Origin of the sequence: Pseudomonas sp. (genome assembly GCF_002796985.1) — a bacterium.
GTDB lineage: Bacteria > Pseudomonadota > Gammaproteobacteria > Pseudomonadales > Pseudomonadaceae > Pseudomonas.
The window spans coordinates 879,289-894,349 of sequence record NZ_PEKX01000007.1 but is presented as its reverse complement, the minus strand read 5'-3'; the positions used below and the strand labels follow the sequence as shown (position 1 = coordinate 894,349).

The following is a 15,061-nucleotide window of genomic DNA, read 5'->3' as shown; positions in this document are numbered from 1 at the left end:
CGGGGTCACTCGGGTTCGTTGACGCGATCGCGCAACTCCTTGCCGGGCTTGAAGTGCGGGACGAACTTGCCGTCCAAACGCACGGATTCGCCGGTTTTCGGATTACGGCCGGTACGCGGTGCGCGGTAATGCAACGAGAAGCTACCGAACCCCCGGATTTCGATGCGATCCCCAGTGGCCAGAGCCTGGGACATTTGCTCAAGCATGGTCTTGATCGCCAGCTCCACATCCTTTGCGGAAAGCTGCCCCTGATGGGTGACGATTCTCTCGATCAACTCCGACTTGGTCATGGTTTTCCCTTCTTTTTCAAGCGGCTAGATCAGCTCTAGGTTCTTTTAGCACGCTGGTCATGCTTTGAACAGCCCGAACCCGAAGGATGTGTTTTCCCGCCGGTCAAGCGCTTGCCGAATAAAAAATGGCCGATCTCGGGGGAGGAGATCGGCCACGGTCGCGCCCAGGAGCGGAGGGCGCGCAAGGGAGAAAGCGAATCAGGCGATGGCGGCGAGCTGTGCCTTGGCCTTGGCCAGGCCCTTCTCGGCGAACTCACCGCCCATGTTCAGGCCTTCGGCGTGGATGAAGGTCACGTCATGAATGCCGACGAAGCCCAGCGCCTGGCGCAGGTAGGGTTCCTGGTGATCCAGCGCGCCACCGGCGTAGACGCCACCGCGGCTGGTCAGGACGAAGGCGCGCTTGCCGGTGAGCAGGCCTTGCGGGCCGGTCTCTGTGTATTTGAAGGTGACGCCGGCGCGCAGCACGTGATCCAGCCAGGACTTCAGGGTGCTGGGGATGGCGAAGTTGTACATCGGCGCCGCCAGAACCAGCACGTCGGCGGCCTGCAGCTCGGCAGTCAGCAGGTTGGAGCGTTCCAGCGCCGCGCGTTCGATTGCGCTGTGCTCCTGCGCCGGCTTCATCCAGCCGCCCAGCAGGTTGGCGTCCAGGTGCGGCACCTGCTCGAGGGCCAGGTCACGGACCTGAACTTCGTCCGCCGGGTGAGCGGCCTGCCACTGGGCGATGAAATCGCGGGTCAGTTGGCGGGAAACGGAACCTTCCTGACGGGCACTGCTTTCGATAACCAGGACGCGGGACATGGACTGGACCTCCATCGGTCGTTGAATATGTCGATGGAGGCCATCCTAAAGATTAATAAATCGATAAAAAAGCGTAAAAAATCGCTTCTAATTATCGAATAAATTGATTTCTTGCTATGCTGCTTCTAGTCTTGTCCGGCAAGCGTACTCAGGACGGATTACAGGTCAGCTTGATGCGCAGCTTGATCACCGCGCGGCTGAAGCTGGAAGTCAGGTTGGCTTCCTTGCCCGGCGCCATAGTGGCCTTGCGCACATGAGGCGTCTCGGGGCCGTTGACGAAGACCGCGGTACAGGTCACATCCTGCTGGCCGCCATTGCGCAGGATGATTGCGCCCATCTGGTCGCCGATGTCCTGGGTCTCGACATCCACCTCGGTGCCATTGAGGCTCTTCTGCACTTCGATGGGATAAGCCAGGGCGGTCAGCGGCAACAGTGCCAGAACGGCGCAACAGAATTTTTTCATGGCGGTCTCTTGTGGGTCTTCTGCGGACCGCCAGATTAGACAAGAGGAAGCGAGGATGAAAGCGCCCCGCGTTACCCTGGACCAGTGGAGAACCCTGCAGGCCGTGGTCGATCACGGTGGATTCGCCCAGGCGGCGGAAGCCCTGCACCGTTCGCAGTCGTCGATCAGCTACACCGTGGCACGCATGCAGGAGCAACTCGGCGTGCCGCTGCTACGTATCGATGGGCGCAAGGCCGTACTCACCGAAGCCGGCGAAGTGCTGCTGCGCCGTTCGCGGCAACTGGTGAAATCCGCCGGCCAGCTGGAAGAGCTGGCCCACCACATGGAACAGGGCTGGGAGCCGGAAGTCCGCCTGGTCGTCGACGCCGCCTACCCCACCGTACGCCTGGTCCGTTCGCTGTCGGCCTTCATGCCGCAGAGCCGCGGTTGCCGCGTACTGCTGCGCGAAGAAGTGCTCTCCGGCGTCGAGGAAGCCCTGGTGCAGGGCCACGCCGACCTCGCCATCAGCGGCCTGAACATCCCTGGCCACCTGGGCGCCGACCTTTCCATCGTCGACTTCGTCGCCGTTGCTCATCCCGATCACCCATTGCATCGTCTGCAGCGTGAGGTCACCCACCAGGACCTGGAAACCCAGATGCAGGTGGTGATCCGTGACTCCGGTCGCCTGCAGCCACGCGACGTCGGCTGGCTCGGCGCCGAGCAGCGCTGGACGGTGGGCAGCCTGGCCACCGCCGCCACCTTCGTCAGCAACGGCCTGGGCTTCGCCTGGTTGCCACGACACATGATCGAGCGCGAGTTGCGCGACGGCCAGCTCAAGCCGCTGCTGATGAAACAGGGCGGCGTGCGCGAGAGCCGCTTCTATCTTTACCCGAACAAGGAAAAGCCCCTGGGCCCGGCCACTCAGATCCTCGTGGAGCTGCTGACCACCTTTGCCAACGTGCCCCTCGACGCCCATTTCGCCGCCCCGGAAAGCCCGGCCTGACGCCACAGGCCGCACGAACAAGGAGCCCTTCATGCCGTTCTTCGACCACGCCGGTCACCGTCTGCACTACGAGGAAAGCGGATTCGGCACACCGGTGCTGCTGGTGCACGGGCTCGGCTCCAGCACCCGCGACTGGGAGTACCAGGTGCCGGAACTGGAAAAGCGTCACCGGGTGATCGCCCTCGACGTGCGCGGTCACGGCCAGTCGGACAAACCGCGCCAGCGCTACAGCATCGCTGCCTTCGCCGAGGACGTGATCGCCCTGCTCGACCATCTGAGCCTGGGTCGTGTGCATCTGGTCGGCATCAGCATGGGCGGCATGATTGGCTTCGAACTGGCTACCCGCTGGCCGGAACGACTCAATAGCCTGACCATCGTCAACAGCGCCCCGGAAGTGAAACCACGCAGCCTGCGCGAGTATCTGGAAGTGGCGCGCCGACTGTTCCTCGCCCATGTCCTGGGCCTGGACACGGTGGGCAAGGCGCTGGGCAAGATGCTTTTCCCCAAGCCCGAACAGAGCGACCTGCGCCGCAAGATCCAGCAGCGCTGGCCGCAGAACGACAAGCGCGCCTACCTCTCCAGCCTGCACGCCATCCTCGGCTGGGGTGTGCAGGAGCGCCTCGCGCGCATAACCTGTCCAACCCTGGTGATCAGCGCCGACCGCGACTACACCCCGGTATCGCTCAAACAGGCCTACGTCGGGCGCCTGCCCAACGCGCGCCTGGTGGTGATCGAGGACTCGCGCCACGCGACGCCGCTGGACCAGCCGGAACGATTCAATTCCACCCTGCTCGACTTCCTCGATCAGGTCGACCATCCCTAGAACCTTCAGGAAACATCCGCCAAATGACCCTGTTCAAACGCTTCCTGCTCGCTGCCTGCTCCCTGGTCCTGGCCAGCTCGGCAATCGCCGCCGACGCCAACAAGCCGCACGTGCTGCTGTCCACCACCTCGGGCGAAATCGAAATCGAGCTGTACGCCGACAAGGCACCGATTTCTGTGAAGAACTACCTGTCCTACGTCGACAGCGGCTTCTACAACGGCACCATCTTCCATCGCGTGATCCCCAACTTCATGATCCAGGGCGGCGGCTTCACCGAGGCCATGAAGGAGAAGGACACCCAGGCGCCAATCAAGAACGAGGCCGACAACGGCCTGCTCAACGAGCGCGGCACCCTGGCCATGGCGCGTACCAGCGACGTCAACTCCGCCACCAGCCAGTTCTTCATCAACCTGACCGGCAACGACTTCCTCAACCACGGCTCCCGCGACTTCGGCTACGCCGTGTTCGGCAAGGTCGTGCGTGGCATGGGCGTGGTCGACCAGATCGCCGGCGTAAAGACCGGCAACCGCGGCATGTTCCAGGACGTACCGACCACCCCGGTGGTCATCCTCTCCGCCAAGCGTCTGTGATTCTGCGGAACCACGGCTGACGGAGGCCATTGACGGCAGGGCCGGGAAGGCCCTGCCAACAACCCGAGAGCCATCATGCTTTACCGTCGTTTCGAACGTCTGATCGATCCCTTCCGCGACGCCCCCGAGCGCATGCCGCCGTCCGACGTCATCCGCTTCTACGTCTACTACCTGCGCCAGGTCTGGCCGGTATTCCTCGCCCTGCTCTTCGTCGGCCTGATCGTCGCGCTGATCGAAGTCGCACTGTTCAGCTACCTCGGGCGCATCGTCGACCTCGCACAAGGCTCGGCCCCCGCCGACTTCTTCAGCCTGCACGGCCGCGAACTGGCCTGGATGGCCGTCGTCGCACTGATCCTGCGCCCACTGTTCAACGGCCTGCACGACATGCTGGTGCACCAGAGCATCAACCCCAGCATGACCAACCTGATCCGCTGGCAGAATCACCGCTACGTGCTCAAGCAGAGCCTGGGCTTCTTCCAGAACGACTTCGCCGGGCGCATCGCCCAGCGCATCATGCAGACCGGCAACTCCCTGCGCGACTCCGCCGTCCAGGTGGTCGACGCCATCTGGCACGTGCTCATCTACACCATCAGCGCCCTGGTGCTGTTCGCCGAAGCCGACTGGCGCCTGATGATTCCGCTGATAGTCTGGGTGTTCGGCTACATCGGCGCCCTGGGCTACTTCATCCCGCAGGTGAAACGCCGCTCGGTGGAAGCCTCCGATTCGCGCTCCAAGCTCATGGGGCGCATCGTCGACGGCTATACCAACATCACTACCCTCAAGCTGTTCGCCCACACGCGCCAGGAAGAAAACTACGCCCGCGAAGCCATCGACGACCAGACCCGCAAGGCCCAACGCGCCGGTCGCGTGGTGACCTCGATGGACGTCACCATCACCATTTTCAACGGCCTGCTGATTGCCGGCACCACGGGCCTGGCCCTGTGGCTGTGGACCCAGTCGCTGATCTCGGTGGGCGCCATCGCCCTGGCCACCGGCCTGGTCATCCGCATCAACAACATGTCCGGCTGGATCATGTGGGTGGTGGGCGGCATCTTCGAGAACGTCGGCCAGGTGCAGGACGGCATGCAGACCATCGCCCTGCCCCGCCAGGTGGTCGATGTGCCTGATGCCAAGCCGCTGGAGGTGAAGCACGGGGAAGTGCGCTTCGACCAGGTATCCTTCAGCTACGGCAAAGGTGGCGGCTTAATCAGCGGCCTCGACCTCACCGTGCGCCCCGGCGAGAAGATCGGTCTGGTCGGCCCCTCCGGCGCCGGCAAGTCGACCCTGGTGAACCTCCTGCTGCGCCTGTATGACCTGGAAGGCGGTCGCATCCTGATCGACAGCCAGGACATTGCCCACGTCACGCAGGAAAGCCTGCGCGCGCACGTCGGCATGGTCACCCAGGACACCTCGCTGCTGCATCGCTCGATTCGCGACAACCTGCTCTATGGACGTCCGGATGCCAGCGATGAGGAGTTGCAGGACGCGATCCGGAAAGCTCGCGCCGCGGAATTCATCCCGCAGTTGAGCGATGCCGAGGGCCGCACCGGCCTCGACGCCCATGTCGGCGAGCGCGGCGTGAAGCTCTCCGGCGGCCAGCGCCAGCGCATAGCGATCACCCGCGTGCTGCTCAAGGACGCGCCGATCCTGATCCTCGACGAGGCCACCTCGGCGCTGGACTCGGAAGTGGAAGCGGCGATCCAGGAAAGCCTGGAGACCCTGATGCAGGGCAAGACGGTGATCGCCATTGCCCACCGCCTCTCCACCATCGCGCGCATGGATCGGCTGGTGGTGCTGGAGCATGGCCGCGTGGTCGAGAGCGGCAGCCATGCCGAACTGCTGGCCCATGGCGGGCTGTATGCGCGGCTCTGGCGACACCAGACCGGCGGGTTTGTCGGAGTGGATTGAGCGGCATCGCTGTCGTTGCTGAGCGCCCTGCGACAGGCTTTTTGTAGGATGGTGTGGAGCTTGCGATACCCATCGGCTTTTCCTTCCGAGCCATTGATGGGGGTATCGCTGCGCTCCACGCCATCCTACGAAGAGCAGTCTTGTGGAATTCATAAAAAAGCCCGGCATAAGCCGGGCATGTCCAGATCGGGACAGCTCAGTGTGTATCCAGTAGCGCCAGCGCCTCGCGGCTCAGGCGCTCGACCGTGGCCCAGTCGCCGCTGTCGATGGCAGCCTTGGGCAGCATCCAGCTGCCGCCCACGCACATCACGTTGGCCAGCCGGTAGTAGTCGTTGAGGTTATCCGGGCCGACGCCGCCGGTGGGGCAGAAACGCACCTCGGGGAACGGGCCGCCAAAAGCCTTGAGCGCCTCTACCCCGCCAGCGACCTTCGCCGGGAACAGTTTGAAGCGACGCAGGCCATGGCGGTACGCGGCCATGATTTCCGACGCGGTCGCCACGCCCGGTAACAGCGGCACCGGGCGGGTCACGGCGTACTCCAGCAACTGCTCGGTGCAGCCCGGCGTGACGATGAACTTCGCCCCCGCCTCTTCCGCCTGGCGGAAGGTCTGCGCGTCGAGCACGGTGCCGGCGCCAATGAGCAGCTCCGGGCGCTGCTCGCTCAACTGGCGAATCGCGGTGAGGCCCAGCGACGTCCGCAAGGTCACTTCCAGAACGGTGATACCGCCGGCGGCCAGCGCGTCCGCCATGGGCAGGATGTCCGCCTCGCGGTCGATGGTGATCACCGGCAGGATGCGCGCGCGCTGCGCCAGGGCATCGATCTGCTGGATGTGTTGTTCAGACATTGCGGTAACTCCGTGCCTCAGGGGCACCAGTGGATCGAAAGAGGTGAACGCAGGAACGCATTGACCGGCATGCGCTGGTCGTCGTTGTCACTCAGCGCCTGGCTCAGGGTGGCCAGCCTGGATTCGCCCTGAATCGCCAGTATCTGCACCCGCGCGCCCTGCAGCACGGCGCGGGTCAGGGTCAGGCGCTGGTGCGGTACGGTCGGTGCCCACATCGACAGGCAACGGCGCGTACCGGCGGGGTCGAGCGCCTCGACCAGATTGGCGCTGCCGGGGAACAGGGACGCCGTGTGGCCGTCATCGCCCATGCCCAGCACCAGCACGTCGATCGGCAGCATCAGCTCATGCAGGTAGCGGTCGGCCTTGTCGGCCGCCTCTTCCAGGCTGGTCGCCGGCTGGTAGAGGCCGATGAACTGCGCCTTGGCCGCCGCGCCCTTGAACAGGTGACGGTGCAACAGGCCGGCGTTGCTGTCGGGGTGCGACTCGGGCACCCAGCGTTCGTCGGCAAGGCTGACGGCCACTTTCGACCAGTCCAGCACCGCGCCGCTCAGGGCTTCGAGGAATGCCACTGGGCTGCGCCCGCCGGACACCACCAGCAGCGCACGGCCGCGCTCGATCAGCGCCTCGCGCAGTGCATCGGCGACGGCTTCGGCCAGGCCGCGAGCCTGTTCGGCGGCGTCGTTCCAGGTCTTCCAGGCCATGCCTTCAGCCAGTTTCGGTTCAGAGATCGCCATACCAGTCCCTCCCGTCGCGTGCGATCAGGGCAACCGAGGCCTGCGGCCCCCAACTGCCAGCCGGGTAGGGCTTGGGCTCCTCACCCAGGCGCCCCCAGCCGGCGATCAGGCCGTCACACCATTTCCAGGCGGCCTCGATCTCATCCTTGCGGACGAACAGGTTCTGGTTGCCTTGCGTGACTTCCAGCAACAGTCGCTCGTAGGCATCCGGCGTCCGGGCGGTCTGGAAGGTTTCGGAGAAATTCAGTTGCAGCGGGCCGGTACGCAGTTGCATGCCCTTGCCCAGGCCCTGGTCCTTGGTCATCACCTGCAGGGAAATGCCCTCGTCCGGCTGCAGGCGGATGATCAGGCGGTTGCTGATCAGCGAACGCTGCTCCGGGGCGAAGATGTAGTGCGGCGGCTCCTTGAAGTGGATGACGATCTGCGAATGCTTCTGCGGCATGCGCTTGCCGGTGCGCAGGTAGAACGGCACGCCGGACCAGCGCCAGTTGCGGATATCCACACGCAGGGCGACGAAGGTCTCGGCATCGCTGTTGGAATTGGCATTCTCCTCGGCGAGATAGCCAGGCACCGCCTTGCCGTCGATGTAGCCGGCGGTGTACTGGCCGCGCACCACGCGGGTCGCCAGTTGCTCGGGGGCGATCGGCTCCAGCGCGCGCAGCACCTTCACCTTCTCGTCGCGGATGCTGTCGGCGGTGAGGTCCGCTGGGGGGTCCATGGCGATCAGGCAGAGTAGTTGCAGCAGGTGGTTCTGCACCATGTCACGTAGCTGGCCGGCCTTGTCGAAGTAGCCCCAGCGGCCTTCGATGCCGACCTTCTCGGCCACGGTGATCTCGACGTGGGAGATGTGGTTCTGGTTCCACTGCGTTTCGAACAGACTGTTGGCGAAGCGTAGCGCGATGAGGTTCTGCACCGTCTCCTTGCCCAGATAGTGGTCAATCCGGTAGATGCGGTTTTCCGGGAAGAAGCGCGCCACCGCGTCGTTCACCGCGCGGGACGACTCCAGGTCGTGGCCGATGGGTTTCTCCAGCACAACCCGAGTGCGCTCGGCGAGGCCGGCGGCAGCGAGGTTCTCGCAGATGCCTCCGAACACCGAGGCAGCGGTGGCGAAGTAGGCGACCAGGGTCTTCTCGTCACCGACCAGCTCGGCCAGTGCCTGGTAGGAGCCGGCATCGAGGAAATCCAGGCTCAGGTGATGCAGGCGCGCCTGGAAGCGGGCCCAGACGGTTTCGTCCCACTCCTTCGCTGGCACGGCCTGGCGAAGACGGCTCTCGATGGTCGCCAGGGGCTCTTCGCTGGCACCGTCGTCGCGGGCCAGGGCGAGAATGCGGGTATCGCGGTGCAGCAGGTCTTCGCGGTCGAGCTGGTAGAGCGCCGGAATCAGTTTACGCAGGGCAAGATCACCCAGGGCGCCGAACAGCGCGAGGGTGCAGGGCAGAACGCGGACTTCAGGCATTTGTTGTTACCAACCAAATTTTGAACGATATTTAGCCTTCTACGCCAGCATTAAGACAAATATGTAGTAATTAAACAACATATTTTTACCGCCTCGCGCCGCTGTTGGTCGCCTGCCGGCCTGACGTTAGGATAGCGCCGCTGACCGTAGCCAACCGGTCAACCGTCGATTGCCCAAGGAGCACGGATGAAAAACCTGCTGGAGCATATCCAGAGCCGTCTGGAACAGCTGAACAAGGCCGAGCGCAAGGTCGCCGAAGTGATCCTGCGCGACCCGCAGCAGGCCACGCGCTTCAGCATCGCCGCGCTGGCCCAGGCGTCGAGCGTCAGCGAGCCAACGGTGAACCGTTTCTGCCGCTCGTTTGGCATGAGCGGCTACCCGGAACTGAAGATCCAACTGGCCCAGAGCCTGGCCAGCGGCGCGGCGTTCGTGACCCAGGCGGTGGCCGCCGACGACGGTCCCGAAGCCTACACGCGGAAGATTTTCAGCAGCACCATCGCCTCGCTGGACAGCGCCCACAAGCTGCTCGACCCGAAGCTGATCGACCGCGCCGTGGATCTGCTGATCCAGGCCCGGCAGATCCATTTCTTCGGCCTCGGTGCGTCCAGCTCCGTGGCGCTCGATGCGCAGCACAAATTCTTCCGATTCAACCTGGCGGTGTCGGCCCACAGCGATGTGCTGATGCAGCGGATGATCGCCTCGGTGGCGCACACCGGCGACCTGTTCGTGGTGATTTCTTACACCGGCCGCACCCGCGAGCTGGTGGACGTGGCGCACCTGGCGCGGCAGAACGGTGCCTCGGTGCTCGGCCTGACCGCCGCCGATTCGCCGCTGGCCAAGGCCAGCACGCTGAGCCTGGACATTCCGCTACCGGAGGACACCGACATCTATATGCCGATGACTTCGCGGATCATCCAGCTGACCGTGCTCGATGTACTCGCCACTGGCGTGACCCTGCGCCGAGGCGTGGACTTCCAGCCGCACCTGCGCAAGATCAAGGAGAGCCTGGTGGCGACGCGCTACCAGCTCGACGAGGAAGACTGAGCGCTCCTACAGGAAAGCCCCTGCGCCGTCAGTCATCCGCGTTCGGATCGAGCCCCGGGAACAACACCTCGGTAAAGCCGAACTTGCTGAAATCGGTAATGCGCGACGGGTACAGGCGGCCGATCAGGTGGTCGCATTCGTGCTGCACCACGCGAGCGTGGAAGGCTTCCACCGTGCGGTCGATGGGTTGTCCTTGCGGGTCGACGCCCTGGTAGCGGATGCGCTGGTAACGATTCACCGCGCCGCGCAGGCCTGGTACGGAAAGGCAGCCCTCCCAGCCCTCCTCCAGCTCATCGCCGATGGGCGTAATCACTGGGTTGAGGAGGATGGTCGCTGGCACTGCCGGCGCGTCCGGATAGCGCTCGCTGCGCTCGAAACCGAAGATCACCAGTTGCAGGTCGACGCCGATCTGCGGCGCGGCCAGACCGACGCCGCCGACGTGGTGCATGGTCTCGAACATGTCGTCGATCAGTAGCTGCAGCTCGGCGCTGCCGATCATCGAATCGGGCACCGGTGGGGCGATGCGCAGCAGGCGCTCGTCGCCCATCTTGAGAATCTCGCGGATCATCTCGGCCTCGTTCGCCGTTGTGTGAAAGCGGCATGCTTCCAATGAGAGCTGCATCCTCGGCCCCACTGGCCGCTCTGGCAACCCCGCTACCGCCGGGCAGCGCCCCGCAGGCCGCGTCGTCACGGTGTTAGACTGATTTCTGCCGACAACCATCGAACGACGGATATTTGCCGATTTTCGCGGCAGATAGCGATCGAACCCTGGGGGAATCTTGCGTTCCGGGGGCGGGAGGTTCGTCATGAACAGGCATTACTACATCAGCGACAACCTGGACGATCTGGAACAGGTCGAACAGGAGCTTTCCGAAAGCGGTATCGGCATCGAGCAAATGCATGTGCTCAGCGACAGCGATGCGGACATGCAGGAGCACCGTCTTCACGAAGTGCCCTCGATGATGAAGAAGGACGTGGTGCACTGGGGCAAGATCGGCCTCATGATCGGCGCCGCGCTGGCCGCGCTGGTGCTATTGGTGGGCTACCTGAGCGGCTGGACGCAGACGGCGGCCGGCTGGATTCCCGTGGTGTTCCTCGCCGCGGTGCTGCTGGGCTTCAGTCTGTGGGAAAGCAGCTTCTTCGGCCTGCAGCGCCCCAGCGGCGACGTACGCCGCTTCCAGGACAACCTGCATGAAGGCCGTCATGTGTTCTTCGTCGATGTGAAGCCCGAGCAGGAACCGGTGCTGGACATGGTGGTGCGCCACCACCCGCGCCTGGAGATCGCCGGTTTCGGCAGCGCCATGCCGGCCTGGTGGCTGTCCATCGAACAGGCCTGGAACCGCTTCCGCCACATGATGTGACGCAAAGGCGCTGTCCAGCGACCGCCCTCTCCCGCGCTGCTGATGCCCGCGGCAGGTGGGTTGCGGACCAGCCTAACGAGACCGTCCGCCGTTCAGCCGCGCCCAGAACAGTTAGCCGGCTATTGATTTAAATCACCCGCCGACCTCCAGCCGGGTTCGACACTATTCGAGCCCCAATTCTCAGGAGGCTGGGAAATGCCCACATCACCCAACCAGCAGCTTGGCCTGGCCACCCCACCGCCCTGATGGTCGGTACCATGATCGGGGCGGCATCGCCTCTCTGCTATAAGGCGTCGCGAAAAGCGCCAACTCCAGCGCCATACTGAGCGGCTGGGTCATCAGCGGCGTCGGTATGCAGATGTTCGCCTTTGCCCCCCAGAGCCTGTCCAACCGCAAACCTGAATTGGACGCGCGCTTTGGCTTTCAAGGAGAAAAGTGCTTCCCAGGAGAACAGCATGACCACGCCCACCCAGGTCACCATCCATTCCAGTGTTGGCCTCGACCAGCAGCAATACCGCATCCGCCTGAGCTACAAGGTGGAGAATGCCGCCAGCCGCGATGCGCAGGTGAAATTCGAACTGGACGGTGAGATCGACGGCCAGCCGTTCAAGGACGGCTTCGAGCTGCCCGGCGATATCGCCTTCAACTTCGCCGCCAGCGCCACGCGCATCCTGCGTCGCCACGGCCTGCGAGTCTGCCATGGGCCGATACTGCGCTTTCGCAGGGAACACGACCGGGTGTTCGACGACCTGCGCCGTCAACTCAAGGCTGAGCCGGGTACGCCGATCGACCTGCAGCGCATGGACTCACTGGCACCGGCACAACCGCGCTGCGCAGTGGCCGAATCCATCGTCCGCGGGCGGAGCTAGCCTCAGGCCAGTTCGATACCGTCGTCATGAATGACGATCAACCCCTGCTTGAACAACCCGCCGATGGCCTTCTTGAAGTTGCCCTTGCTGACGCCGAACTGCTGGGCGATGGCCTCCGGCGGGCTCTTGTCGCTGAGCGCCAGTTGGCCGCCGGCCTCGCGCAGGGCCTGGAGGATCTGCTCGCTGAGCGCATCGGACAGGCCAGCGCCCGCCGGCTGCAGGCTCAGGCTGATCTTGCCGTCGGCGCGCATTTCCTTGATGTAGCCCTTCTCGCGCAGGCCACCACGGAGGAACTTGAAGGCCTCGTTCTTGTGGATCAGGCCCCAATGCTTGCCTTCGATGATCGCCTTGTAACCTAGGTCCGTGCGCTCCACGACCAGCAGCTCGACTTCCTGGCCGGCACTGTAGTTAGCCGGAGTATTGTCCAGGTAGCGGTCCAGGCGCGCGGTGGCGGTGATGCGGCGGCTGCGCTCATCAAGATAGACGTAGACCACGCAGTAGTCACCGACCTGCAGCGGGCGCTTCTCTTCCGAGTGCGGCAGCAGCAGGTCCTTGGGCAGGCCCCAGTCGAGGAACAGGCCGATACGGTTGACCTCGACCACCTTGAGGCTGGCGAAGCCGCCGACCTGCACCTTGGGCTTCTGCGTGGTGGCGATCAGGCGGTCTTCGCTGTCCAGGTAGATGAACACGTTGAGCCAGTCGCCCACTTCGGTGTCTTCGTTCTTCGGCACGTAGCGTTTGGGCAGCAGGATTTCGCCATGGCTCTCGCCATCCAGGTAGAGACCGAAATCGGTGTGCTTGACCACCTGCAACGAATTGAACCGACCTATGACTGCCATGACGCTTACCTCGTGAACGGGGCGAGCATTCTACGCGCATTGGAACCGGAATGCCGGACAAGTGTAGGAGCGAAAGGGCACCCAGCGCTTGCTCGCGAACGAGGTACTCGGCGAGCACGACCATCCATCGTTCTGCCCAACGGTCCCCTCTACCGCTTGCGGAGGAGGGTTAGGGAGGGGGAGCGGAGTCCAACCGACGTCCGTCGCGAATCCCCCCCTCCCCAGCCCTGGCGACGCGCCCCGCTCCGAAGGGAGAGGGAGCAATCCGTGTGAGGCGAGATATCAGCGCTCTACCTGGCCAAACTGCAGTTCCGCCAGGCGCGCATAGAGCGGGCTGCTGACCACCAGCTCGGCGTGCCGCCCCAGCGCTACCAGGCGGCCGTGCTCGATCACGGCGATACGGTCGGCGTTGAGCACGGTGGCCAGGCGATGGGCGATCACCAACGTGGTGCGGTCGCGCATCAGCCCCGGCAGCGCCTGCTGGATCAGGTGCTCGCTCTCGGCATCCAGTGCGCTGGTGGCTTCGTCCAGCAACAGAATAGGCGCGTCCACCAGCAGCGCGCGAGCAATGGCCAGGCGCTGGCGTTGGCCACCGGAAAGGCCCAGGCCACTCTCCCCCAGGTGTGTCTGGTAGCCCTGCGGCAGGCGCAGGATGAATTCGTGGGCATGGGCCGCGCGGGCCGCCGCCTCGACCTCGGCGTCGCTGGCGCCCGCTCGGCCGTAGCGAATGTTCTCCTCCACCGTGCCGAAGAACAGCGCCGGGTTCTGCGAGACCAGGGCGAAACTGCGGCGCAAATCCGCCGGGTCGAGCTGGGCGATGGGCTGGCCGTCGATCAGGATGCGCCCCTGCTGCGGATCATAGAAGCGCAGCAGCAGGTCGAACAGGGTGGATTTACCAGCGCCGGACGGGCCGACCAGCGCCAGGGTCTCGCCCGGTTCCACGCGCAGATCGATGCCGTCGATCGCCCACTGCTCCGGGCGCGATGGATAGGCGAAACGCACGGCCTGCAAGTCGATACTGCCGACGATGCGTTCGGGCAGGCGTAGCAGGTTACTGGTCGGCGCAACGATTTCACTGCGCGCCCGCAGCAGCTCGGCGATGCGCTCAGCGGCGCCGGCCGCGCGCTGCAACTCGCCGATCACTTCACTGAGCGTGCCGAAGGCCATGCCAACGATCAGGCTGTAAAACACGAAGGCCGCCAGGTCGCCGGGGCTGATGCGCCCGGCGATCACGTCCATGCCGCCGACCCAGAGCATCACGCCCACCGCGCCCAGCACCAGCAGGATCACCACGCTGACCAGCCAGGAGCGCTGCAGGATGCGTTTGCGCGCGGTATCAAAAGCATCTTCGACAGTGCGGCCGAAGCGAGCTCGGTCCTGCGCCTGGTGGTTGTAGGCCTGCACCGTCTTGATCTGGCCGAGGGATTCGCCGACGTAGCTGCCGACGTCCGCCACGCGATCCTGGCTGAGCCGCGAAAGACTGCGCACGCGGCGGCCGAACAGCAGGATCGGCGCGATCACCAACGGCAACGAGGCGACCACGATGCTGGTCAGCTTGGCGTTGGTGAAGAACATCAGGATGATCCCGCCCAGCAACATCAGCACATTGCGCAGCGCCATGGACAGCGAAGAGCCGATCACCGATTGCAGCAGTGTGGTGTCGGCAGTCAGGCGCGACTGGATTTCCGAAGACCGGTTGTTCTCGTAAAAGCCGGGGTGCAGCTCGATCAGGTGGTCGAACACACGCTGGCGGATATCGGCGACGAAGCGTTCGCCGATCCACGACACCAGATAGAAGCGCACAAAAGTTCCCACCGCCAGGCACAGCACCAGCAGAAAGAAGATGCCGATGGCGCGGGTGAGCAGTGGTTCGGACTGGGTGATGAAACCCTGGTCCACCAGCAGGCGGATACCCTGCCCCAGGGAAAGGGTGATGGCGGCGGTGAACAGCAATGCCAGTAGGGCGCCGACGGCGCGCCAGCGGTACGGCGCGAGAAACGAACGAGCCAGGCGCAGGGCATTGCGCTGGCGGGACGACAGCAGGGACATGGTGGGCTCAA

The 15,061-nt window shown here is 64.4% G+C and carries 16 protein-coding genes; 7 read left to right on the top strand and 9 right to left on the bottom strand.

What is annotated here, in order from left to right; translation table 11 throughout:
• Positions 1-5: 5 nt before the first annotated feature.
• The 3 genes from ihfB to CTR55_RS09820 form a co-directional block, all read right to left on the bottom strand.
• A complete protein-coding gene (gene ihfB / locus CTR55_RS09830) occupies positions 6-290 on the bottom strand; it encodes an integration host factor subunit beta (RefSeq protein WP_015478091.1) in 285 nt (94 codons plus the stop codon).
• A gap of 198 nt (positions 291-488) precedes the next feature.
• Positions 489-1,088, bottom strand: a complete 600-nt coding sequence (locus CTR55_RS09825; protein WP_296285762.1) for an FMN-dependent NADH-azoreductase — start codon at positions 1,086-1,088, stop codon at positions 489-491.
• A gap of 148 nt (positions 1,089-1,236) precedes the next feature.
• On the bottom strand, positions 1,237-1,551 hold the full coding sequence (locus CTR55_RS09820) for a 3-phosphoglycerate kinase (RefSeq protein ID WP_296285760.1): 315 nt from the start codon (positions 1,549-1,551) through the stop codon (positions 1,237-1,239).
• Positions 1,552-1,606: 55 nt separating this feature from the next.
• Here CTR55_RS09820 and CTR55_RS09815 point away from each other — a divergent pair, with 55 nt between their 5' ends.
• From CTR55_RS09815 to CTR55_RS09800, 4 genes are all read left to right on the top strand, one after another.
• Positions 1,607-2,533 (top strand): LysR family transcriptional regulator, encoded by a 927-nt coding sequence (locus tag CTR55_RS09815; protein ID WP_081519335.1) that lies wholly within the window; start codon positions 1,607-1,609, stop codon positions 2,531-2,533.
• A gap of 31 nt (positions 2,534-2,564) precedes the next feature.
• On the top strand, positions 2,565-3,356 hold the full coding sequence (locus CTR55_RS09810; RefSeq protein WP_296285759.1) for an alpha/beta fold hydrolase: 792 nt from the start codon (positions 2,565-2,567) through the stop codon (positions 3,354-3,356).
• Positions 3,357-3,385: 29 nt separating this feature from the next.
• Entirely contained in the window at positions 3,386-3,946 is a 561-nt protein-coding gene (locus CTR55_RS09805) for a peptidylprolyl isomerase (RefSeq protein WP_296286507.1), read from the top strand.
• A gap of 75 nt (positions 3,947-4,021) precedes the next feature.
• Positions 4,022-5,854 carry an ABC transporter ATP-binding protein gene (locus CTR55_RS09800; protein WP_296285758.1) on the top strand — a complete coding sequence of 611 codons (1,833 nt, stop codon included), beginning with the start codon at positions 4,022-4,024 and terminating at the stop codon, positions 5,852-5,854.
• Between the two features lie 196 nt (positions 5,855-6,050).
• Here the strand turns inward: CTR55_RS09800 and CTR55_RS09795 are convergent, their stop codons facing one another.
• Genes CTR55_RS09795 through zwf form a run of 3 tightly spaced genes read right to left on the bottom strand, consistent with a single transcriptional unit; the run spans position 6,051 to position 8,888 of the window.
• Positions 6,051-6,698: a bifunctional 4-hydroxy-2-oxoglutarate aldolase/2-dehydro-3-deoxy-phosphogluconate aldolase gene (locus CTR55_RS09795; protein ID WP_296285757.1), complete on the bottom strand. Its 648-nt coding sequence runs from the start codon at positions 6,696-6,698 to the stop codon at positions 6,051-6,053.
• Between the two features lie 17 nt (positions 6,699-6,715).
• Positions 6,716-7,432, bottom strand: a complete 717-nt coding sequence (pgl, locus tag CTR55_RS09790) for a 6-phosphogluconolactonase (RefSeq protein ID WP_296285756.1) — start codon at positions 7,430-7,432, stop codon at positions 6,716-6,718.
• Entirely contained in the window at positions 7,419-8,888 is a 1,470-nt protein-coding gene (gene zwf, locus CTR55_RS09785; RefSeq protein WP_296285755.1) for a glucose-6-phosphate dehydrogenase, read from the bottom strand. Before zwf ends, pgl begins: the two co-directional genes overlap by 14 nt.
• A gap of 186 nt (positions 8,889-9,074) precedes the next feature.
• Between zwf and CTR55_RS09780 the strand changes: the two genes are divergently transcribed.
• Positions 9,075-9,932 (top strand): MurR/RpiR family transcriptional regulator, encoded by an 858-nt coding sequence (locus CTR55_RS09780; RefSeq protein ID WP_296285754.1) that lies wholly within the window; start codon positions 9,075-9,077, stop codon positions 9,930-9,932.
• 28 nt (positions 9,933-9,960) lie between these two features.
• Here CTR55_RS09780 and def read toward each other — a convergent pair whose 3' ends face one another.
• Positions 9,961-10,500, bottom strand: coding sequence for a peptide deformylase (def, locus tag CTR55_RS09775; protein ID WP_296285753.1), 540 nt, complete (start codon positions 10,498-10,500; stop codon positions 9,961-9,963).
• 238 nt (positions 10,501-10,738) lie between these two features.
• On the opposite strand from def, the gene CTR55_RS09770 reads away from it, so the two are divergent.
• Positions 10,739-11,293: a magnesium transporter gene (locus CTR55_RS09770; RefSeq protein WP_296285752.1), complete on the top strand. Its 555-nt coding sequence runs from the start codon at positions 10,739-10,741 to the stop codon at positions 11,291-11,293.
• Positions 11,294-11,748: 455 nt separating this feature from the next.
• On the top strand, positions 11,749-12,162 hold the full coding sequence (locus CTR55_RS09765) for a DUF5064 family protein (RefSeq protein WP_296285751.1): 414 nt from the start codon (positions 11,749-11,751) through the stop codon (positions 12,160-12,162).
• Positions 12,163-12,164: 2 nt separating this feature from the next.
• Here CTR55_RS09765 and CTR55_RS09760 read toward each other — a convergent pair whose 3' ends face one another.
• Together CTR55_RS09760 and CTR55_RS09755 are read right to left on the bottom strand one after the other, a co-directional pair.
• A complete protein-coding gene (locus CTR55_RS09760; RefSeq protein WP_296285749.1) occupies positions 12,165-13,001 on the bottom strand; it encodes a S1-like domain-containing RNA-binding protein in 837 nt (278 codons plus the stop codon).
• Between the two features lie 282 nt (positions 13,002-13,283).
• Positions 13,284-15,050, bottom strand: coding sequence for an ABC transporter transmembrane domain-containing protein (locus CTR55_RS09755; protein ID WP_296285748.1), 1,767 nt, complete (start codon positions 15,048-15,050; stop codon positions 13,284-13,286).
• Positions 15,051-15,061 lie beyond the last annotated feature (11 nt).

Coding starts and splice junctions, on each gene's coding strand:
- ihfB (WP_015478091.1), bottom strand. CDS start 290: ATGACCAAGTCGGAGTTGATCGAGAGAATCGTCACCCATCAGGGGCAG.
- CTR55_RS09825 (WP_296285762.1), bottom strand. CDS start 1,088: ATGTCCCGCGTCCTGGTTATCGAAAGCAGTGCCCGTCAGGAAGGTTCC.
- CTR55_RS09820 (WP_296285760.1), bottom strand. CDS start 1,551: ATGAAAAAATTCTGTTGCGCCGTTCTGGCACTGTTGCCGCTGACCGCC.
- CTR55_RS09815 (WP_081519335.1), top strand. CDS start 1,607: ATGAAAGCGCCCCGCGTTACCCTGGACCAGTGGAGAACCCTGCAGGCC.
- CTR55_RS09810 (WP_296285759.1), top strand. CDS start 2,565: ATGCCGTTCTTCGACCACGCCGGTCACCGTCTGCACTACGAGGAAAGC.
- CTR55_RS09800 (WP_296285758.1), top strand. CDS start 4,022: ATGCTTTACCGTCGTTTCGAACGTCTGATCGATCCCTTCCGCGACGCC.
- CTR55_RS09795 (WP_296285757.1), bottom strand. CDS start 6,698: ATGTCTGAACAACACATCCAGCAGATCGATGCCCTGGCGCAGCGCGCG.
- pgl (WP_296285756.1), bottom strand. CDS start 7,432: ATGGCGATCTCTGAACCGAAACTGGCTGAAGGCATGGCCTGGAAGACC.
- zwf (WP_296285755.1), bottom strand. CDS start 8,888: ATGCCTGAAGTCCGCGTTCTGCCCTGCACCCTCGCGCTGTTCGGCGCC.
- CTR55_RS09780 (WP_296285754.1), top strand. CDS start 9,075: ATGAAAAACCTGCTGGAGCATATCCAGAGCCGTCTGGAACAGCTGAAC.
- def (WP_296285753.1), bottom strand. CDS start 10,500: ATGATCCGCGAGATTCTCAAGATGGGCGACGAGCGCCTGCTGCGCATC.
- CTR55_RS09770 (WP_296285752.1), top strand. CDS start 10,739: ATGAACAGGCATTACTACATCAGCGACAACCTGGACGATCTGGAACAG.
- CTR55_RS09765 (WP_296285751.1), top strand. CDS start 11,749: ATGACCACGCCCACCCAGGTCACCATCCATTCCAGTGTTGGCCTCGAC.
- CTR55_RS09760 (WP_296285749.1), bottom strand. CDS start 13,001: ATGGCAGTCATAGGTCGGTTCAATTCGTTGCAGGTGGTCAAGCACACC.
- CTR55_RS09755 (WP_296285748.1), bottom strand. CDS start 15,050: ATGTCCCTGCTGTCGTCCCGCCAGCGCAATGCCCTGCGCCTGGCTCGT.